This window comes from Mesorhizobium sp. LjNodule214, from assembly GCF_964252735.1.
Lineage (GTDB): Bacteria > Pseudomonadota > Alphaproteobacteria > Rhizobiales > Rhizobiaceae > Mesorhizobium.
In genome coordinates this window covers 38,345-58,657 of record NZ_CAXUPE020000006.1, presented here as the reverse complement: position 1 = coordinate 58,657, position 20,313 = coordinate 38,345, and the positions used below count along the sequence as shown (strand labels likewise).

Below are 20,313 nucleotides of genomic sequence, written 5' to 3'. Positions count from 1 at the left end.
TGCCTTAGCTAGGTGCGAATTTGACCCATAAAATCGATCATGAACTGCTGAATCGAGAAATGGCCGCAGACGATCCATGGCGGCTCGATGGCAACCCGTTCGAGCGGGAGCGCCACACCCAAATTCTCCGGTTGTCACTTGCGCAAGGTCGAGTCGCGAATGCGCTCGAAGTCGGGTGCGCTGCCGGCGCTTTTACGGAGCGGCTAGCCCCCATTTGCCAGCGGCTCACTGTGATCGATGTCGTGGAGCCAGCGATTACGCGAGCACGTTCACGCATGAAGGAGACGCCGCACATCAGCTGGATAATTTCCGATGTTCAACAGTTTTCGAGTGATGAGCTGTTCGACCTGATCGTCGTTGCGGAGGTTCTTTACTACGTCGGAGACCTCGTTCAGATCCGCGCGGCAGTCCGCAACCTGGTAGGTCTGCTTGCGCCAGGCGGGCAGCTGGTTTTCGGGTCGGCACGTGACGCCAATTGCCAACGCTGGGGGCACGCTGCTGGTGCAGAGACCACTATCGCCATGCTCAACGAATCGTTGACCGAGATCGAGTGCATCGAGTGCCGGGGCGCGTCGATCAATGAAGACTGCCTGCTGGCCCTCTTCCGAAAGCCGATTTCCGCTTCCTGATAAAACACTTGGAAACTGTGTGCGCTTCTGTGGTGTCAAGCTGACCCAATATGGGGACGTATAAGAGCGCCCGATTGCAACAAGTTAGCTGGATCCGGTTGATGGTAACAACTGCTGACTACATCCGGCTTCTTCATGCGGCTCGATGTTCTGCGCCGCGAGCCTCGAGGGGTTTTCGCCCGCTTCCACCTCAACGGCCCCAGACTTATTAACCGATCTCGTCGTTGCAGTCAGCCCGCGTCCCGGCCCTTCGGCGGGCGCAAGTGCTGACGCTCCCTAGGCTGCCATTTCTGTTTGCGGCGATCTTTGATCCCTCGTACGGAATGAAAAACTTAGGGCCCAGCCCCTTCGCGCACTTCAGGCCTCAGGTGCTCAAGCTAGGGGTTCCAGCCTGCCAAACTTCAAGCAATTCGTTCGAAGTAGCGCCATCCGGGCGCGCCCTCCTTCCCGCTCTCCAGATGCTTTCACCGACAGTCCGGTTGACTGGCAACACTCGAAAGCATTGACCAGACGATTCCTGTTGGCGAGCGCGACCATCGCGCCATTGGCATGCCGCCTTGCCGCAACTTGTCGAGCCAGAGCTTCGCGGAACCTGTTTGCCGCCGGCGATCCAGAGCTGCGCGATCGCCATGCATCATCAGCGTGCGCCAACGGTCGCCGCCTTTGCTGACGCCTAACAGTCGGGCCATCCTCCACTTGATCGCTGCTTCGGCACGGGCGCAGCCACGCGCTGGCGGCCGCTCTTGAATCAGGTTGTGTCACCGACAGCTGCCATCGGTGCCGCCGCTTATCGGGCCAATCGAGCACGACCAGATGGTTCAGATCAGGGCCTTTGAAAGGCACGGTTTTAACATCCATAGCGTGGATGCTCGCGATCTAAACAATCAATTTTACCAATCCGGGAGGGTCGTTCATAGACCCATGACATGCACCGCCATTGCTCTACCGCGTGAGGTGCACAAAAGAACCCGAAAAAGAGGAAGTCTTCGCATGCGCCCTGACGTGCAGTGGAGGTTATGCTGGGAAAATGAGTTGCAGCTTCCCGATCACCTCGAACTCTCTGAGTTCTTCCGGAAGACCTATGAGCCGACCGGAGCCTTTAATGGGAAGCAATTCGCAGGCGGTCGAAGTTGGGCCGGTGCAAGGCCGGAGCTCCGCGTAATCGGCCATGATGTGCACGGGATAGCGGCTCACTTGGGCCTGCTGCGCCGATACATCAAAGTTGGCGACGTTGATCTGCTTGTCGCTGAACTCGGTCTATACGGCGTGCGTCCGGATCTTGAGGGGCTGGGAATCGCCCATTCGATTAGCGTGATGTATCCGGTGCTGCAGCAGCTTGGCGTTCCATTCGCTTTCGGCACGGTTCGGCAGGCGCTCCGGAACCATGTTGGGAGGTTCCGCCGCAAAGGCTTGGCGAACATTTTGACAGGCGTTCGCGTGCGTTCAACCCTTCCGGACGTGTACCCCGATCTGCCTTCCACGACGCGAGTCGACGACGACGTGCTCCTCATTGTGCTGCCAATTGGACGCTCAATGAGCGAGTGGCCGGCCGGCACTTTGATCGATCGGAACGGTCCAGAGCTATGAAGAACACCCGCAATGATATCAGTCAGCCCGACCCGGCCCTCATGGCATTGATCGATCTGACTCCAGCATTGGCCGCGGATTTACTATCCGCCCGCTTCCCTCAAATTCACTGAAAAATCTGACATCTCATGACCCTGTTTGCCACAGCCAGTACTGTTGCCATCTGCTCTTATGCGCTGCTGTCGACCGTCTACAAAACCGCGCAGGTGTTTTATACCCTGCCTACAAACGTACCGCCGACCTCGGGCGACCCGCCCAGCGGTGAGCCTTGGCCGAGCGTCGATGTCATTATCCCGTGCTACAACGAGGCGCCTCGCACCCTCTCGGACTGCCTGGCTTCCATTGCAAGTCAGGACTACGCCGGCAAACTGCAGGTCTATGTTGTTGATGACGGTTCTGCAAACCGCGATGCCCTCGTGGGTGTACACGAGGAATACGCGGGCGACCCGAGGTTCAACTTCATTGCGCTCCCAAAGAATGTCGGAAAGCGCAAGGCGCAGATTGCCGCCATTCGCCGCTCGTGCGGAGATTTGGTGCTGAATGTAGATTCGGACACGATACTCGCCCCGGACGTCATCACCAGGCTTGCGCTAAAGATGCAAGATCAAGCGGTCGGCGCCGCCATGGGCCAGTTGGCGGCTAGCAATCGCAGTGAAACTTGGCTGACGCGGTTGATCGACATGGAATACTGGCTCGCCTGCAACGAAGAGCGGGCAGCGCAGGCTCGGTTCGGTGCCGTCATGTGTTGCTGCGGTCCGTGTGCCATGTACCGGCGATCCGCGCTTGTTTCGCTGCTGGATCAGTACGAGACGCAGCGCTTTCGAGGGAAGCCGAGCGACTTCGGCGAGGACCGCCACCTTACGATCCTGATGCTGAAAGCAGGCTTTCGAACAGAGTATGTCCCGGAGGCCGTCGCGGCAACAGTCGTTCCCAACAGCATGGGTCCCTATCTGCGCCAACAGCTTCGCTGGGCCCGGAGCACTTTCCGTGACACGTTGCTGGCGTTCCAACTGCTGCGCGGCCTTAATATTTATCTCACATTGGACGTGATTGGCCAGAATATTGGCCCATTATTGCTCTCTTTGTCGATTCTGGCGGGGCTCGCGCAATTCGTAACGACAGGTACTGTGCCTTGGACGGCATGCCTGATGATTGTAGCCATGACTATAGTTCGCTGCAGCGTGGCAGCGTTTCGTGCGCGCCAACTTCGATTTCTCGGTTTCTCGCTCCACACACTCATCAACATCTTTCTCTTGCTCCCTTTGAAAGCATACGCGCTGTGCACATTGAGCAACAGCGATTGGTTGTCGCGAAGCTCTGCGGCCAATGTGCAAGACACCGGCGGCGCCCTTCCAAAGCCAAACTTGGTGGAATCTGACGCAGCTTGCTGCGAACAGCAATAGTTACTTGATCGCAGGTGGAAGAGTTTTGAGCCAGGACCAGAAACATCAAGTGTTGAAGCGTAAGTTGGGCCCAGAGGATTTGCGGCGATTCGAGACTCCTGCGATCGAACGGGAGTCTCACGGGCAAACAAGCGCGAAAAGCTCCGTGCATGACTCTTTGTCGACGGTGGCAGTCGATTTTGCCGGCGTAACCAAGTCGTATGGGAACAAGATCGTTGTCGACGAACTGTCGTTCTCCGTTGCGTCGGGAGAGTGTTTCGGCCTCCTCGGACCAAACGGGGCGGGCAAAAGCACGATTGCGCGTATGCTCCTCGGCATGACATGCCCTGACGCGGGCACGATCACGGTGCTCGGCGTCCCGGTGCCGGCGCGCGCTCGGCTGGCACGTAGGGGCATTGGCGTGGTCCCGCAATTCGACAATCTTGACCAGGAATTCACCGTACGCGAGAACCTGCTGGTGTTCGGACGCTACTTCGGCATGAGCACACGTCAGAGCGAAGCGGTCATCCCGTCGCTTCTCGAGTTCGCTCGCCTCGAGCGCAAGGCGGATGCGCGCGTCTCGGAACTGTCCGGCGGCATGAAGCGATGCCTGACAATGGCGCGGGCGTTGATCAACGACCCCCAGCTCATTGTGATGGACGAGCCGACCACCGGCCTCGATCCGCACGCGCGCCACCTGATCTGGGAGCGGCTGCGCGCCCTGTTGGCACGTGGCAAGACGATTATCCTAACGACGCATTTCATGGAAGAGGCTGAGCGATTATGCGATCGGCTGTGCGTGCTCGAAAAGGGCCGCAACATCGCCGAAGGCGGCCCGCAGGCGCTGATCGACGAGCATATCGGATGCCAGGTCATGGAGATTTATGGCGGCGATCCGCACGAGTTGCTTTCGCTGGTCAAGCCACATTCCCAGCGCTTCGAGGTCAGCGGCGAAACCCTTTATTGCTATGCGCCAGACCCTGACCAGGTGCGCATGCAACTGCAGGGGCGAGCAGGTCTGCGTCTTCTTCTGCGTCCAGCCAATCTCGAGGATGTTTTCTTGCGGCTGACCGGGCGCGAGATGGAGGAGTGAACGATGATTGAAGGTTTTGCGGCGGCGCTGCCGGCCAATGCGTGGAACTGGGTTGCGGTATGGCGACGCAACTATCTGGCATGGAAGAAAGTCGCACTCGTGTCGCTTCTCGGTAACCTCGCCGATCCTATGATCTACCTTTTCGGCCTAGGCACCGGTCTCGGCATAATGGTCGGCCGCGTCGACGGTGCGTCGTATATCGCCTTTTTGGCGGCCGGCATGGTCGCGGTAAGTGCGATGACCGCATCTACCCTGGAAACATTGTACGCGGCTTTCGCTCGCATGCATTCTCAACGCACATGGGAAGCCATGCTGTATACGCACGTTACCCTCGGCGACATCGTTCTGGGTGAACTGGCGTGGGCAGCCACAAAGGCCTTCATGGCCGGTACGGCTATTACCATCGTCACCGCAACCTTGGGCTATGCCGCCTGGCCTTCCGTCCTCTATGCGCTGCCAATCATTGCTCTGACAGGGTGCGTATTTGCGAGCCTCGCGATGATCGTCACCGCACTTTCGCCCAGCTACGATTACTTCGTGTTTTACCAGACGCTTGTCCTCACACCTATGCTGTTCCTGTCGGGCGCCGTTTTCCCATTGAACCAGCTGCCTGGCGCCTTTCAGCAGATAGCGCGATGCATGCCGCTGTCACATGCGATCGACCTCATTCGTCCGGTTATGCTTGATCGCCCGATCAGCGGCATCGCCCTGCACGTCGGTGTGCTCGGCCTGTACGCGCTGTTGCCATTCTTCCTCTCGATGGCGCTGTTGCGCCGCCGACTAATGCGCTGACGAAAGAGAGTGAGATAAACAATGCGCTACGGACTTCGTGCTGCAAATAAAAACGACATCGCAACGCAAATCGGCATCCAACCCAGGGTCTTCGTGGCATCCACTCAATCTCTCAACGTTATGGAACGCCCGGGACCTCGATCACAGGATCTCATGTTGATCCAGGCGTAAGAGAATTTCTTTGAGGTTGGTGATGTCTGACTGGCGTTCGCGGCGGCGAACGACAACGCAGCCTGTGTTTTTGATCAAACGGCCTTGAGACAGGCCAATTCAGTCTTCCTGTACGATAAACGGAGAGCGAGATGCTGTGTCTAGGATTGAGCGGCGGATTAGACAAAGTCTATGAAAACCGATTCCAGATTGCGAATACATTCATGCACGATGGCGCTGCGGTGCTCGTCCGAGACGGACAGGTCATCGCGGCCGTAGAAGAGGAGCGCCTCAATCGGATCAAGCACTCCAACAAGCTCCCAATCAGTTCGGTTCAATACTGTCTTTCAGCCGCTGGGGTTCAGCTCAGCGAAATCGATCATGTGGCGTACTACGCTACCGAAGCCTATTGCAACGCCATGCTCGAAAACATGCTTGCTTCCGAGCCGGACGCCTCCATTCCGTTGGATGCCAAATTTTTGGTGCAGCAGCTGTTGGCGCAGGAGTTCGGTAGCGAGCTCGACCCTTCGCGTATCTCATTCGTAAGTCATCATCAGGCGCACGCCGTGAGTGCTTTTGCAATGTCGGGCTTCGAGCAAAGTCTGATTTTCGCGATTGATGGCTCTGGTGATTTCCAGTCGGGTCTTGTGGCGGTAGGATCTGGTGCTGAAATTTCGCAACTCGCGACTTTCCCAGAGAACAATTCCCTTGGGCTATTTTATCTCGAGGTGATCCGGTATCTCGGCTACGGCTTGTTCGATGAATATAAGGTAATGGGGCTTGCCCCCTACGGCGATCCCGTTCCCTATCGCGAGCTTTTCGAGCAGTTCTATGAACTGTCTGCAAACGGCGAGTATCGCGTCCACCTGGACCGCATCGGTCCGACTTTGCTTCGCACCATTCAGGTCCGGCAAAAGGGAATGCCATTCACTCAGCAGCACAAAGATGTGAGTGCGTCGCTACAGGAAGCACTCGAACGCATCGTGTTTCACATTCTTCGGCATCATCGTGAGGCCACAGGGATGACGCGGTTGTGCCTGGCCGGCGGCGTTGCGCACAATTGCTCCATGAATGGCAAGCTGCTCTATTCAGGCCTTTTCGAAGACATCTTCGTGCAGCCCGCATCGCACGACGCTGGCTGCGCATTGGGCGCTGCACTCATCGTGTCTGGTGAGCTGGGCCGCCCCGCGCCGCGTGCGCGATTGCAGGAGGTTTATTGGGGGCCGGATCTCGCGAGCGATCATGCTGTCGAAGAGGAACTAAAGGCATGGGCGGGGCACCTGGAGTTTGAACGCACTGAGGCGGTGGCGGATAGGGCAGCCGAGTGGATGGCCGGTGGCGCCGTGATCGGCTGGGTGCAAGGTCGTTCGGAGTTCGGGCCGCGCGCGCTCGGAAATCGCAGCATTCTTGCCGACCCCAGGCCCGCCACAAACAAGGACCGGATCAACGCTATGGTCAAGAAGCGGGAAGGGTATCGCCCGTTCGCCCCATCAGTGCTGGAGGAGGATGCGCGCGAATTTTTCGACCTCCCAGGTAGTGCGTGCGAATTTCCCTTCATGAATTTCGTGGTCCGTGTGCGCGACTCCAAGCGTGGTTTGCTCGGCGCCATCACGCACGTCGACGGTACGGCTCGGCTGCAAACAGTATCGCGCAAGGCCAGTCCGGCCTACTGGGACGTCATCAATGCCTTCAAGCAGCGCACTGGCATCCCAATTCTGCTCAATACGTCCTTTAACAACAATGCCGAGCCGATCGTGGATTCAGTTGCAGACTCGATTGCCACGTTCCTGACGACAGGGTTGGATGGACTTGTGGTCGGGCCGTTCCTCGTCAAAAAACGGGCCGCAACGCTGGAGGATTGGACTGCGCTAGCGGTTTCATTGCCGCCTTATGTATCCCTGTATAAGGTCCGCGCTCACACGGCGCTGGATCGCCAGGAGACCATCTGCGAAATCCGAACGGATCACTCCAGCCGTGACGGTGTGCGTATTTCACCTGAATTGTTCGATCTGCTGACGCGAATCGAGGGCGAAGCCGTGCTCGCGGATCTCCTCGATACAATTACGCTGGATCAGGCCCAGCGCGAGGCTCTCACAGGAGAACTGCGACGGTTGTGGGAGCAGCGCCGCGTTCGGATGCGTCCCTCGCAAGCTGCTCGCGTCCATCAAAACTGATGCCAAAAGCTGGACGACAGATAACAGTTGCCGAAACACCGTTCTGTCCAAGCATCTCCATATGACTGTGCCCAGGCTGCGAGCATGCATAACGCCTATGGCAGTCGAGGATCAGTAATGGATTTGCTTGCCGGTGGCTCAAGACAGCACCAATTCGTCGTTTCTCGACGGCGGACCCGGTTCGGTGACTGCCTATGGTCTCCGGCATCAGCCTGGTGTTACGCATAGCGGACGGGACGTGCGAGCGGGCTGCGCCGCTCGCGGGATAAGGCGGCGGCCCTACGGCGCGCCAAGCCGGCATATTCGTCGTTGAGATGCTTTTGGCAAAATGCGTTGGTGAGGCGACGATCATGTCTTAGCGCGCCTTGACCCTTCGGCCCCCTCGTTGGCGATGCCCGACATCTCCTTTCGGGCAATCGCCTGATCGGGATGCGAGTCGAGGAAGGGGAGCTCACCTAACCCACGGCCGAATGCCCGTCGCGCACCTGCGCGATCGCAAGCGCCGTGGTGCTGTGCCATTCCATGCGAAGCGTGAGAGTCCTTTTCAGCCCGCGCAGAACCAGGAAGGAGGACATGGTCGAGAGCGCCGCGCCGGTGATGTAGCGCAAGCCCGTTTCGTACAGCGTGTGGAGGCTTCCGCGTCGCCGAGGATTGCGCCGCCAAGGCGGCGGCCTCATTCGCCGCAACACTTTCGATCGTAGGTCGAGCTCAGGAAGACGCGTGGTTGACCGGCATTGGGAAAACCAGCCGGATCGTAGCCGTGATGGATGGCGCGGGTAGCGAAGCCGAATTTGGCATCGTTCGCAGATGTGCCACTTTCCGGTCTTGGATTGCGGTCTCGGGCATCGGCTTCAGACGTGCCTTGGCTTTCGGAAGGAGTGGCTGCAAACTGGTTGATATGGAATGTCCAGTTGGCAGGAAAAGAAATGGTCCAGTCTCCAGGTCCCGGTGCTTCAACCCGCTCGCATGGCATGGGCGCGCGCCAGATCTACGAAGCGCTTCGCGAGCAGATCCTCAGAGGCGTTTACGGCACCGGCAGCCAGCTGCCGTCCTCCCGTGGTCTCGCCGAGGAACTTGGAGTCTCGCGAACGACCGTCACCGTCGCCTACGAGCAGCTGGCCGCGGAAGGTTTCATCGACATCCGTCAAGGCGCGCGCCCTCGTGTCGCATCCTCATTGCTGGGACATGAGCTGACCGCCAATCCCCCAAAACGGTTCGGCCCGGTTCACTTGTCAAGCTATGGCGAACGGCTGCGTGGTACTCCGCGCTGGCCGGATTACCTGCCGAACACGCTGAAGGTTGATTTCCGATATGGCGTCCTGGCGCCCTCAGATTTCCCCGCATCGGTTTGGAAGCGCGCGATGAACGCGGCGATGGCGCAGCGGCCGGCACGGCTCGCCTATGACGATCCGTGCGGTTCGAGCCGGCTCCGCCAAGCGCTTCAGGGCTATCTCTGGCGCGCCCGTACTGTGCGCTGCGACCCCGAGCAGATCGTCATCGTCAATGGTTCGCAGCAGGGCCTCGATCTCTGCGCGCGCCTGCTGCTCGACCCCGGGGACAGCTTCGTCATCGAGGACCCCTGCTACAGGATGGCGCGCCAGGTCTTTGCCAGTACAGGTGCCACGCCCGTTCCCGTCGAGGTTGACGATCACGGCATGCAAACGGAGCAACTGGCGGGGGTCGCGGCCCGGCTGGCCTATGTGACGCCCTCGCATCAGTTTCCGCTCGGCGGCGTCATGCCGATCCCGCGGCGGCATCAGCTTCTGGAATGGGCGCGGGATCAGGGCGCCTATGTCATCGAGGACGACTACGACAGCGAATATCGCTACGATATCAGCCCCGTTCCCCCGCTGCATAGCCTCGAGGATCATGGGGCCGTCATCTACCTCGGCACCATCTCCAAGACGCTCTCGCCGATGCTGCGGATCGGTTATCTCGTCGTCCCGGCGGAATTCCTGCAGGTTTTCGAAACCGCCAAGCAGCTTGCCGACCGGCATTCTCCGATGGCGGGGCAGGAGTCATTGGCCTCTCTGATCGAGAGCGGTGGCTATGAAAGCCATGTGCGCCGCGTGCGCCGCATCAACGGCGAGCGCCGGGAGGCATTGCTGACCGCCCTGAAGCGGAGTTTTCAAGGTCGGATCGCCGTCCAGGGGGCAGAGGCTGGACTGCACGTCGTCATATGGTTCAACGACCTGCCGCGATCGCGTGAAACGGCGTTGGTCGAAGCTGCCCAATACGCGGGTCTGGGTCTGCACCCGATTTCGTCGCTTTATCATCGGCAGTCGGGAGCAGGCGAAGCCGACCGCGTCGGGCTTGTCATGGGCTATTCCGCCCTGAGCATCCGGCAGATCGAAAAAGGCGTCGAGATGCTGCGGGACGTCGTCGCTCGACTCTGAGACGCTGACGGTTCCGCACGCGGGTTAGAACGCATTCGCGGCCGCTCATCGTAAACAGTTCATCGTTGAAATAGTCGCGCGGCCGGGCGACGGCCGCGCTCATGGCCGGCTGACTAAGGTTGATGCTGCTGCCGCCGCCGTGAGGTTGCACGCGATCCAAGCCTTTGTCTCATCTATCCGCAACGTGGATGCTTGTCATCGAAACAATCGATTTTGCCGATTCGACAGAACGTCCCATAGGAAGAATTCAAGGATGCAGCTCTAAGGAGATTGTCGATGCATGCGTTGGCTCCGAGGAGCATTTTCTGGTGTGTCCCTCCTGGTCTGCGCCGAACATCAAGCGAGCCGATCCCCTTTTCGACCAGGTACATCGGTGATCGGCGCAAGCTGCATCGCGTCGGCTCTTCGCGACAAGCTCCCCCCGATAGCGTAGGCCCCTACCTCAAGGATCGGGGTTATGCCGATTGCGAATGGCCGACCGGTACAACAATTGACCGCAAGGGTTCGCAGCTATGAGACGTCTCGATGACAGATGGAAGGTGCAGAGTGAATGCGCTGACGGCACCGGGCGTCGAAGCGTTTATCTGACGTTTGACGACGGTCCCAATCCATGTTTCACACCACAGATACTCGATGTGCTGGCGCAAAATCGGGTGCCAGCGACATTCTTCGTCATTGGTGCTTACGCCGCAGAGCATCCGGATCTCATCCAGCGAATGATCGCAGAAGGGCATGAGGTAGGCAACCACACGATGTCTCATCCGGACCTGTCCAAATGCGGTTTGGGCGAAGTGCAACGTGAGGTATCTGAGGCGAACCAGGCCATCATGCTGGCATGCCCGCAGGCCTCGATCCGCTACATTCGCGCGCCATACGGCGCCTGGAGCGAAGAAGTGTTCACTGCCTCAGAGATCGCGGGGCTGGCGGCCCTTCATTGGTCGATCGACCCAAGAGACTGGTCGCGCCCCGGCACCGACGCGATCGTCGATGCAGTGCTCGCCTCGGTACGCCCCGGCGCAATCGTGCTCTTGCACGACGGATGCCCTCCCGACGAGTCGACACGGAGCACTCAAGCCAGTCTGCGCAACCAGACCGTTATGGCGCTGTCCAATCTGATTCCTGCATTAGATGCCTGCGGATATGAAATTCGCTCGCTTCCAGAACATCACTGAAATGCGAGATCCCATGGACCTGCTTTCCCAGCCAGTACCTGTGTGGTCTCGCTTATGAAGGCTTACAGGCCGTTTACGCCCTGCGAACAAGCACTTCGTCGACATCGGACGAACTGGTCGGCTCCGACAGTTGGCTAGACGTCTGTTGTCACCTGCTACGATGAGGACCCGCGCACGCTCTCGGCATGGCCCAGCACCGCCGGTAGGTTCACTCTTCGACGATTGTTGAATGTATGGTTCACTTCGCGTTGGATCGATTTCATTGGGCTTGTCACAGGCTCACATAGCGCGACCCTGCGGGATCGCTGGCTGCGTCCAAAAGGTTTGGCAGGCAATTCGCATACCGTGACCGGCACCGGGGATTCCGGTGCTCTGATCCGGCGCGCGATGCCATCTTTCACCAACTGGACTACCTCAATAGCTTCTGACTGGCTGTTTCCAACAGGCCAGCTTGCCGATACCTGACTTGGGTAACGCAAGGAGTTTCGCGATGTACATCCCTCCCGCTTTCCGCGACGACGACAAGGAATGCCTGCGCGCGACCATTCGCGCGGCGCTGCTGGCGAACTTCGTTACCGTCACGGCGGAAGGGCCGCTCGCAACGCCACTGCCCCTCTTCCTTGACGAGAGCGAGGGCGAGCACGGCGTGATCTACGGGCACCTGGCGAAGGCCAATCCCCAGTGCCGTGTTCCGCCGCTGGGCGACGGCTTGGCCATCTTCATGGGGCCGGACGCTTACGTGACGCCGGCATGGTATGCGACCAAGCGGGAAACCGGGAAGGTCGTCCCGACCTGGAATTACGTCGCCGTCCACGCCTATGGCCCGGTCGAGTTCTTCGAGGATGCGGGAAGACTGCTGGACGTCGTGAATCGGCTGACCGACCACCACGAGGGCGAGCGCGCCTCGCCTTGGGCCGTGTCGGACGCGCCGCCGGATTTTGTACAGGCGCAACTCCGCGGTATCGTCGGCCTGCGCATGCCAATCACGAGGTTGGAGGGCAAGCGCAAAATGAGCCAGAACCGGAACGCGGCCGACCGCGCTGGCGTGGCGGCGGGCCTTGCGGCGAGCGAGCGGGCATCTGACCGCGACGTCGCCGCTCTCATCCCAAAATAATCATGAACTTCGTCGGAATCGACCGTCATGCCAGAACTGACCCCACTCGCCCTGTACCTCGCCGCGGCCTCCGTGCTCGCCATCACCCCCGGTCCGGGCATCTTCTACGTTGCCGCGCGCACGCTCGCCGGTGGTCGTCGGGAAGGTATCGCTTCCAGCTTCGGCACGGGGTTGGGGGGCATGATCCACGTCCTCGCCGCAAGCTTAGGTATTTCCGCGATCGTGCTCGAGAGCTCGGAACTGTTCTCCGCATTAAAGCTGTTCGGCGCGGTCTACCTCGTCTGGCTCGGCTTTCGCACCTTTCAAGCCGCCCGCCTCAAGGGAGCGACTGGCGGCGATGACGGCGCCGCAGTGGGTCCAGTCGGACCCCGGCGGGCGTTTCGTGAAGGGGTACTGGTCGAGGCGCTCAACCCGAAGACGGCAGTCTTTTTCCTCGCCTTCATTCCGCAGTTCGTGAATCCGAGCGCAGGGCTCGTGGCTCTGCAATTCGTGGTGCTTGGCTCCGTGTCCATTGCGCTCAACACGCTCGCCGACATCGTGGTTGCCGTCGTGGCCAGCGGCATTCAAGACGGCGCGGCAGCGCGTCCCGGGTTGATCCGCCGCCTGAGGGTGGCGTCAGGTGGCGCGATGATCGCGCTGGGCGTCGGCCTCGCTCTGGCGAAACACCCTGCTGCCTGACTTTGAATCTGATCGATTGGGCATCTTTCAGGGTTGGCGGGTACCTTGCGGAAGCAGTTGGATGGCTGCGAGTCAGTTCGGTCATTGCACCTATTCAAGTTGTCTCAGGAGGCGCGGCACCGCCGTTTGGGTGAACGTCGGCTCATAAATGAGAGAAAAACATAGCGTGAGAGAAACGTGAGTACGACTGCCTCGCCTCGCTCATGCCCATCATTTCGGCCCTCGCGAATCAACGCACGGTAGAAGCCAGTCAGCCGAGAATGACGCCCGTTTCATGGAAGGAAAGCCAAGCCATGCGCCAAGCATCGCCCCGCTTTGCACTCGATTATTTGGCGACGCCCGGACTTGACGTAAGGGCACTTTTCGCTTTTGCCCGCGACCAGGGCCTAACCGATGTCCAGATCCGCAGCCAACCGGGCAGCAATGCTATTGCACGCGGCATGCCGGCGGCGGACGTCCGGTCTGCGGCCGCCGACACAGGCGTTGGGATTATTTCCGTCAATGCCCTCCAGCGCTTCAATGAGTGGACCCCCGCCCGCAGGGCCGAGGCGAGCAAGCTCGCCGATTATGCAGCGGCCTGCGGAGCCAAGACGCTCATGCTGGTGCCGGTCAACGACGGCTCCTGGCCCGCCAATGTCGAGCGCCGGGGCGATCTCCGCGTCGCCTTGAAGGCGCTCAAGCCGATCCTCCAGTCGCGCGGTCTGATCGGTCTCATCGAGCCGCTGGGCTTCCGGACCTGCTCGCTTCGATCGAAGAACGAAGCGGCTAAGGCCATTGCCGCCATTGATGGCCAATCCGTCTTCCGCCTCGTGCACGACACGTTCCACCACACGCTTGCCGGGGAGACGTTCTTCTCCTCCGAGCTGACCGGTCTCGTCCACATTTCAAGCGTGAACGATCCGATCCACTGGATTTACCCGGATCGCGTCCTAGTCGGTTCCGACAATGGCAGCCAGATCCGGGCGCTGCTTGATGGCGGCTATGGGGGGCCCTTCTCATTCGCACCGTTTGTCGACGCAGCCCACCCGCTGGACGACCTCGCAGGCGCACTTGCCGCGAGCATCGCTCTCTTCCGACACGGGCTATTGACGCGAGTGCCGGCGTGAGACGCGGGAGTAAATTAGGGCTGCCTGGGGCGCCTTTTGGCGTCCCCCGGAGAAGTCATTCGAGACGCCTCCTGTAGCAATATCTCTCGCAGCCAGATGCTTGCCGGATCACTGTTGTGAAGGGCGGGCCATTGAACGGCCTCGGTGAACGTGGGTAGTGGCAGCGGAAGGTCGATGATCCGCAGGGGAAAGGTTTTTTTGAAATGCTGAACCAGCCGGAAGGGCATGGTCGCTATACGAGCTGTGCCTGAGACCATCGGCGGGATCATGCTAAAGGCCTGCACAACGATCTCGACACGTCTCTTGAGACCATGCTCAAGAAAAAACTGTTCCTCGATGGAGGGCTTCAGCGTCCGCCCGAACTTGACCGCAACGTGCCTCATCGACATGTATCTCTCGAATGTAAGCTGCCGTGGCAGCTGCTTGTTCGTGGAGCAGCCCACGCACACGAGCGTGTCGTCGAACAGCGCCGCTCTTGGATGGGCACTTGACATGAACAATTCTGGAAAAATCAGAAAATCGACGTCACCGCGCCGGAGAAGCTCATCGGGGTCGTCGTCGATAGGCAACAATTCGAAGCTGACGGCGGGTGCTTCGCGTGCAACCCGCTCCACGACCTTTTCAAAAAACACGAGTGTGGCGAAATCGGAAAGAATGATCCTGAAACGGCGATCGGATTGAGCCGGATTAAACGGATCCCAAGAGATAATCGAGCACTGGATTTTCAGCAGTGCGCTGCGAACTGCGGGGGCGAGTGTTTCCGCACGCGGGGTTAGAACACGTTCGCGGCCGCTCGTCGTAAACAGTTCATCGTTGAAATAGTCGCGCAGCCGGGCGACGGCCGCGCTCATGGCCGGCTGACTAAGGTTGATGCTGCTTGCCGCCGCCGTGAGGGTTCGCTCGGTCAGCAGTGCGTCGAGCACGACGAGAAGGTTCAGATCAAGGCCTTTGAAGCGCATGGCTTTCACTTATCCATAGCGTGGATGCTCGCGATCTAAACAATCGATTTTACCAAACTTCCAGGGCGCTGCATAGATGACCGCACTTGGCATGCGCCCGACCACGCCACTGCTTCTGCAGCGTGTGCTGGGAAATGACTTGCAAGTAGCCGGTCATGTCGAACTCTCCGCCTTCTTCCAAAAGGCCCATGGGCGACAGGGGCTTTCAGGCGGTAGTAGCTGGGCCGGTGCAGGGCCGAAGGTTCGCGCAATCGGCTCTGATGTGCACGGCGTAGCAGCTCACTAGGACCTGCTGCGCCATTTCTTCACGGTTGGCGAGGTTGATTTCTTGGTAGGCGAACTCGGATCGTACAGGATGCACCCGGATCTTGAGAGACTCGGAATGAGCCATTCTATCCGCGTCATGCGTCCGGTGCTGCAGCAGCGTGGCATTCCATTCGCTTTTGGCATGGTTCGGCACCCGCTGCGAAACCATCTTGAGAGGTTCTGCAGAGACGGCCAGACGACCATAGTGCCGGGCGTTCGCATCGCCACACATGATCGCGACCGCCAATGCGCTCGAGGTTTGCGATCAGGCACTGGGATTTTGTCCGCTCGGTTGCAGCCAATCGGCCCTCCATACCACGCCGCGATCCGCGTGATTTTCGATCCTTTGCACCGCGCTCGCCGTGCCCAGAAACGGCAAGTAGCAACTGCAACAGATAGGCTGGAGTCTGATGCTTGATCACATAAGAGCCGGAGCGAAGGGACGCGGCTCGTGCCCAGCAGGGACAAACAACCGAGACCTAAGCTTTGATTTCGCCAAAGGTATACTCATTACATTGGTGATAATTGGGCACCTGTTACAATATTTAATCTACCAGGGCACCGACGCTTTCTGGCTGTCGCCGTATTTCAAGTCGATCTACATGTTTCATATGCCTCTCTTTATGGCGATAGGCGGATATCTTTCTTCTGGGGCAATTTTGCGAAAATCGTTCACCCAAGGTGTCGGTGAGCGGGCAGTGCAGCTAATACTGCCAATGCTTTTTTGGTGTATTTTGATTTGGACGTTAAAGTCCGTAGTGATTTTTCCGACGAAGAGTTTAACCGAAACATTGCTGGACTTGTCGACAGAAGTTATTGGAACATACTGGTTCATATGGGCGGCATTTATTTCGTTCATTCTGATTAGAGTTCTTACAACTTTCAACCGTCTATCGATATGGATCATAAGCGCATCTGCAATTGCGGTCGCATTCACACCCATCACGTTATCAATAACCCCGTTGTTAAAATACACTTACCCATTTTATTGTTTAGGGTTCCTGTTTGCCCAGCCGATCGGATGGCAGAATGGCGTCATCTGGCGTTACAAATCGATTTTTGTTGTCTTACTTTCGATAGCGGCTTTCATATGCTTCCTCGGGTGGGGCAAGGAGACTTATGCCTACAACAATCTCGTTTTAATTCATGATGAACAGTCAGCTAAACAAGTTTTCCTGATGTTCGCGGGCTCTTTAGCGGCTTCTGCGGTAGCAATGCAGTCTATGTTCCAAAGCTGGAGACTTGTCTATTCGACTAGAGTAGGCCGCTTTGTCGCGGTGCAGCTTGGTCAGAGCACGCTGCTGCTTTACCTGGTCCAGGGTGCCGTGTTTCGCCTCATGGATTTGATACAGTTTGGAGAAGTCTGGAATCTCACGACCAGAATCGCCTTCGCAACTGTGCTTGGAGTGGCGATTGTCGTCATAGCGATGGCAATTCGCAGTATTGCGCGCAACCTCGGATATGTGTCGCGGATCGTTGTCGGAGCGCCGCCACGCCCAAGTCTGCTCAAATCTCAATCTGTAATCAATTAGCCACGTGAAAAATTCGCATCTGTAATCGACATGTTTCATAGCTCCGGACCTATCCGATCGACTGTTGTACCGGTCGGCCATTCGCTCATCGGCCGCGCTATCCCCATAACTACGACGAGCACGTCCTCCACGCGCGCGGGCGGCAGGTCGGGACACAACACCTCTGAGTGGGACCGTAAACGAGCGCCCATAATGGTCACGATGACAAACAACCACGTTACGGACAGATGAGGCATGCGTTTCAAAGGCCTTGATCTGAACCTTCTCGTCGTGCTCGACGCACTGCTGACCGCGCGCAACCTCACGGCCGCGGCAAGCAGCATCAACCTTAGTCAGCCGGCCATGAGCGCGGCCGTCGCCCGGCTGCGCGACTATTTCAACGATGAACTGTTTACGATGAGCGGCCGCGAACGTGTTCTAACCCCGCGTGCGGAAACACTCGCCCCCGCAGTTCGTGGCGCACTCCTGCACATCCAATGCTCGATTATTTCTTGGGATCCGTTTAATCCGGCTCAATCCGATCGCCGCTTCAGGATCATTCTTTCCGATTTCGCCACACTCGTGTTTTTTGAAAAGGTCGTGGAGCGGGTTGCACGCGAAGCACCCGCCGTCAGCTTCGAATTGCGGCCGCTCGACCACGACCCCGATGAGCTTCTCCGGCGCGGTGACGTCGATTTTGTGATTCTTCCGGAATTTTTCATGTCGAGCGCCCATCCAAGAGCGGCGCTGTTCGACGAGACATTCGTGTGCGTGGGCTGCCCCACGAACAAGCAGTTGCCACGGCAGCTTACATTCGAGAGATACGTGTCGATGAAGCACATTGCGTTCAGGGTCGGCGGTGCCCAGATGCCATCCATCGAAGAACAGTTTTTGCTTGAGCATGGTCTCAAGAGACGTGTCGAGATCGTCGTGCAGGCCTTTAGCATGATCCCGCCGATGGTCTCAGGCACAGCTCGTATAGCGACCATGCCCTTCCGGCTGGTTCAGCATTTCAAAAAAACCTTCCCCCTGCGGATCATCGAACTTCCGCGGCCACTACCCACGTTCACCGAGGCCGTCCAATGGCCCACCCTTCACAACAGTGATCCGGCAAGCATCTGGATGCGGCAGATAATGTTGCAGGAGGCATCCCGCATGTGAAGTCGCGGGCACTCCTGGTCTTAGTCTCGATTTACTCAGCGCCTCATACGGGTGCGAACCGGCGTGCAAAATTGGGTCTGACTCAAATTCGATGATTTTGCATGACGGCGTGCCACGTGTTTCCCACGCTGACAGCCGGCAACACCAAAAACATGAAGTGGAAGAAGTACTTTACCGCAAGCTATGCGAGGCTGAAGGTTTTCGCCATGCGCCGCACCGAATTGCCGGGATCCTGAGCGTGAGATAACTCGTCTCGTCGTCCTGCCGACTTCCGGTAAGCCGCCTTACCAAGGGCAGGCGGCGCTTGAGATTCCGCCGCTGGAAAGCCGCCGCGCGGGGCTGTCGACGTTCAATCGCGGCTGGATCACAGTTGGTGAATACAACTACGATATCGCCGAACGATCCTCTATTTCGGGCCGTATCAGAAGCTGCGGGGCATGTTCGGCCCCGAGCTTCATGTAAGAGATCAGGCGCGCGATCCGCCCGATGCTCGCCGCAGACAAAGCCGCATAGACCGCACGTTCTGACCGTTAGCAGCGGCCTTTGTGGCCACGTAGCGTGTTCTCGCCTGTTGGAGGATCTTTCAGAATTCAGGTGGTTGTACCCACACTGCAGCGACATTGTCGCCATGCCAGAGCGGTCGACGGCGAGGCGGTCCGGTTCGGTCCGGCACTCTTAGGTTCTCTCGTCGGCACCATAATTCGAAACGCCCCCGCCGGTCGAAATCGACCGGACAACAGCGTCCGATCACCCGGAGTGAGGCCGGCAACCGCCAAAAATCGTGCGTAGGATCGCACCGCGCGGCTGATGATTGCATCTTTCCCGCGCTGCACTGATGGCCTCTCTGTCAGGTGGTCTGAGCTTCGCGCTTCGGGCCGAGCAAGAACACTATCAGGGCGGCGAGGAACGAGGCAACGGCGCTGTAGGCAAGGGAACTGGTGACGCCGGCATTGTCCATCAGCAGTCCGCCGAAAATCGCGCCCGCTGCGATGGCCACCTGGAACGTTGCGGCCATCAGCCCACCGGCGCTTTCGGCCTGCTCGGGAGCGGCGTGCAGCACCATCCATGTCTGCAGTCCCACCGGCACCGCACCGAAGGCAAAGCCCCATACGGTAACCGCAATCGCCGTGGCCCAAGCCGATGCTCCCAGCGTCAGCAACGAGACAGTGGCCATCGCTATGAGCAGGGGCGGCAGGGCCGCGGCTGCCTTGAGGCTGTGCTCGGCCAGGAATCCGCCGGCCAAATTGCCGAAGAAGCCGCCGATGCCAAAGGCGAGCAACACGAGCGAGATCGTCTCGATATCAAGCGCGGGAAACTTCTCAAGGAAGGCGCGGATATAGGTGAAGCCGGCGAAGTGCCCGGAAGCGACCAGCAGGACGACCAACATCGCGACTTTGATCATCGGATTCTTGGCCACATCCAGCAGACTGCGGAAGCTGGCCACTCCAATCGGAGGCAGCCTCGGAATGGTTATGAGTTGCACTACCAGCGTAACGGCGCCGACGACCGCAGCGATCATGAAGGCGGTTCGCCATCCCCAGATATCGCCGACATAGGCGCCGATTGGAGCCGAGCAAACGGTAGCGCAGGTAACGCCGGTGAGGATGATCGACATGGCGCGCCGCAGGAGGTGACTTGGAACGAGCCGCATCGCCAGCGCTGCCGAAATCGACCAGAACCCTCCGAGTGCTATGCCAAGCACGACGCGGGCGGCTAGGAGAACCGGCAGCGACCCCGCGACGGCCGATAGAACGTTCGACAGGATCAGCAGCAGCGTCATCGCCCATATGACGATCCTGCGGTCCAGGGGCCTTGTGATGACGGCCATCGTCGGCGCCGAGATCGCCCCCACGATGGCGGTCGTTGTCAGCGCCTGTCCAACTGCACCCTCGGTGATAGAGAGATCATGCGCGAGCGGCGTCAGCACGCTGGCAGGCAGAAACTCTGCCGTCACAAGCCCAAAGGTGCCTAAGGCAAGCGAAATGACTGCACCCCATGCGGGACCAGACCGTTGATCTGGCTGTTCTGGGTCATGCAGAACTCCGTCCATGAAGCCCGTAGCGGATTCGGTCATCAACAGGGTCTCCAGTTTGGATGTGCTGC

General features: G+C 58.9%; 19 protein-coding genes and 3 pseudogenes. 16 read left to right on the top strand and 6 right to left on the bottom strand.

The features are described 5' to 3' along the window. Positions 1-20 precede the first annotated feature (20 nt). From nodS to ACSQ3Z_RS35250, 7 genes are all read left to right on the top strand, one after another. Positions 21-629: a nodulation methyltransferase NodS gene (gene nodS, locus ACSQ3Z_RS35280; RefSeq protein WP_036240893.1), complete on the top strand. Its 609-nt coding sequence runs from the start codon at positions 21-23 to the stop codon at positions 627-629. A 990-nt stretch (positions 630-1,619) separates the two neighbouring features. Continuing rightward, entirely contained in the window at positions 1,620-2,216 is a 597-nt protein-coding gene (locus ACSQ3Z_RS35275; protein ID WP_436175700.1) for a NodA family N-acyltransferase, read from the top strand. Positions 2,217-2,344: 128 nt separating this feature from the next. Then, positions 2,345-3,619, top strand: coding sequence for a chitooligosaccharide synthase NodC (nodC, locus tag ACSQ3Z_RS35270; protein WP_436175699.1), 1,275 nt, complete (start codon positions 2,345-2,347; stop codon positions 3,617-3,619). A gap of 49 nt (positions 3,620-3,668) precedes the next feature. Continuing rightward, a complete protein-coding gene (nodI, locus tag ACSQ3Z_RS35265) occupies positions 3,669-4,691 on the top strand; it encodes a nodulation factor ABC transporter ATP-binding protein NodI (RefSeq protein WP_436175781.1) in 1,023 nt (340 codons plus the stop codon). A gap of 3 nt (positions 4,692-4,694) precedes the next feature. After that, positions 4,695-5,483 (top strand): ABC transporter permease, encoded by a 789-nt coding sequence (locus tag ACSQ3Z_RS35260; protein WP_010913823.1) that lies wholly within the window; start codon positions 4,695-4,697, stop codon positions 5,481-5,483. A 302-nt stretch (positions 5,484-5,785) separates the two neighbouring features. Further along, entirely contained in the window at positions 5,786-7,807 is a 2,022-nt protein-coding gene (locus ACSQ3Z_RS35255; RefSeq protein WP_436175698.1) for a carbamoyltransferase family protein, read from the top strand. 84 nt (positions 7,808-7,891) lie between these two features. Next, positions 7,892-8,035 carry a nodulation protein NodZ gene (locus ACSQ3Z_RS35250; RefSeq protein ID WP_425453796.1) on the top strand — a complete coding sequence of 48 codons (144 nt, stop codon included), beginning with the start codon at positions 7,892-7,894 and terminating at the stop codon, positions 8,033-8,035. Here the strand turns inward: ACSQ3Z_RS35250 and ACSQ3Z_RS35245 are convergent. Both ACSQ3Z_RS35245 and ACSQ3Z_RS35240 read right to left on the bottom strand, forming a co-directional pair. Further along, positions 8,026-8,262, bottom strand: coding sequence for a DUF6398 domain-containing protein (locus tag ACSQ3Z_RS35245; RefSeq protein WP_244748460.1), 237 nt, complete (start codon positions 8,260-8,262; stop codon positions 8,026-8,028). The genes ACSQ3Z_RS35250 and ACSQ3Z_RS35245 overlap by 10 nt on opposite strands. Next, positions 8,263-8,415: a PLP-dependent transferase gene (locus ACSQ3Z_RS35240; protein ID WP_244846079.1), complete on the bottom strand. Its 153-nt coding sequence runs from the start codon at positions 8,413-8,415 to the stop codon at positions 8,263-8,265. Between the two features lie 318 nt (positions 8,416-8,733). Between ACSQ3Z_RS35240 and ACSQ3Z_RS35235 the strand changes: the two genes are divergently transcribed. Beyond that, entirely contained in the window at positions 8,734-10,203 is a 1,470-nt protein-coding gene (locus ACSQ3Z_RS35235) for a PLP-dependent aminotransferase family protein (RefSeq protein WP_436175780.1), read from the top strand. Between the two features lie 22 nt (positions 10,204-10,225). Here ACSQ3Z_RS35235 and ACSQ3Z_RS35230 read toward each other — a convergent pair. Continuing rightward, positions 10,226-10,386, bottom strand: a pseudogene (locus ACSQ3Z_RS35230) (LysR family transcriptional regulator); the annotation flags it as partial. A 329-nt stretch (positions 10,387-10,715) separates the two neighbouring features. On the opposite strand from ACSQ3Z_RS35230, the gene nodB reads away from it, so the two are divergent. The 4 genes from nodB to ACSQ3Z_RS35210 all read left to right on the top strand — a co-directional run bounded on the left by nodB (position 10,716) and on the right by ACSQ3Z_RS35210 (position 14,273). Beyond that, entirely contained in the window at positions 10,716-11,375 is a 660-nt protein-coding gene (gene nodB, locus ACSQ3Z_RS35225; RefSeq protein WP_069091164.1) for a chitooligosaccharide deacetylase NodB, read from the top strand. Between the two features lie 490 nt (positions 11,376-11,865). Then, positions 11,866-12,489: an FMN-binding negative transcriptional regulator gene (locus ACSQ3Z_RS35220; RefSeq protein WP_006328898.1), complete on the top strand. Its 624-nt coding sequence runs from the start codon at positions 11,866-11,868 to the stop codon at positions 12,487-12,489. A 27-nt stretch (positions 12,490-12,516) separates the two neighbouring features. Further along, a complete protein-coding gene (locus ACSQ3Z_RS35215; protein ID WP_436175697.1) occupies positions 12,517-13,167 on the top strand; it encodes a LysE family translocator in 651 nt (216 codons plus the stop codon). A gap of 293 nt (positions 13,168-13,460) precedes the next feature. After that, complete coding sequence (locus ACSQ3Z_RS35210; RefSeq protein ID WP_161633554.1) at positions 13,461-14,273, top strand: TIM barrel protein; 813 nt, start codon at positions 13,461-13,463, stop codon at positions 14,271-14,273. Between the two features lie 14 nt (positions 14,274-14,287). Here ACSQ3Z_RS35210 and ACSQ3Z_RS35205 read toward each other — a convergent pair whose 3' ends face one another. Continuing rightward, a complete protein-coding gene (locus ACSQ3Z_RS35205) occupies positions 14,288-15,232 on the bottom strand; it encodes a LysR family transcriptional regulator (protein WP_436175696.1) in 945 nt (314 codons plus the stop codon). 76 nt (positions 15,233-15,308) lie between these two features. Between ACSQ3Z_RS35205 and ACSQ3Z_RS35200 the strand changes: the two are divergent. Together ACSQ3Z_RS35200 and nolL are read left to right on the top strand one after the other, a co-directional pair. Continuing rightward, positions 15,309-15,956: pseudogene (locus tag ACSQ3Z_RS35200) on the top strand (hypothetical protein). Beyond that, complete coding sequence (nolL, locus tag ACSQ3Z_RS35195) at positions 15,949-17,070, top strand: nodulation factor fucose acetyltransferase NolL (RefSeq protein ID WP_436175695.1); 1,122 nt, start codon at positions 15,949-15,951, stop codon at positions 17,068-17,070. Before ACSQ3Z_RS35200 ends, nolL begins: the two are co-directional and overlap by 8 nt. A gap of 35 nt (positions 17,071-17,105) precedes the next feature. On the opposite strand, the gene ACSQ3Z_RS35190 is transcribed toward nolL, so the two are convergent. Further along, a complete protein-coding gene (locus ACSQ3Z_RS35190; RefSeq protein WP_272481108.1) occupies positions 17,106-17,261 on the bottom strand; it encodes a hypothetical protein in 156 nt (51 codons plus the stop codon). Positions 17,262-17,304: 43 nt separating this feature from the next. Between ACSQ3Z_RS35190 and ACSQ3Z_RS35185 the strand changes: the two genes are divergently transcribed. Both ACSQ3Z_RS35185 and ACSQ3Z_RS35180 read left to right on the top strand, forming a co-directional pair. After that, positions 17,305-18,210, top strand: a complete 906-nt coding sequence (locus tag ACSQ3Z_RS35185; protein ID WP_006328916.1) for a LysR family transcriptional regulator — start codon at positions 17,305-17,307, stop codon at positions 18,208-18,210. 119 nt (positions 18,211-18,329) lie between these two features. Continuing rightward, positions 18,330-18,441, top strand: a pseudogene (locus tag ACSQ3Z_RS35180) (nitrogen fixation protein NifQ); the annotation flags it as partial. A gap of 616 nt (positions 18,442-19,057) precedes the next feature. On the opposite strand, the gene ACSQ3Z_RS35175 reads toward ACSQ3Z_RS35180, so the two are convergent. Next, the gene (locus tag ACSQ3Z_RS35175) at positions 19,058-20,284 is read right to left on the bottom strand and encodes an MFS transporter (RefSeq protein WP_436175779.1); all 1,227 of its coding nucleotides are present in this window, start codon (positions 20,282-20,284) and stop codon (positions 19,058-19,060) included. Between the last annotated feature and the right edge of the window lie 29 nt (positions 20,285-20,313).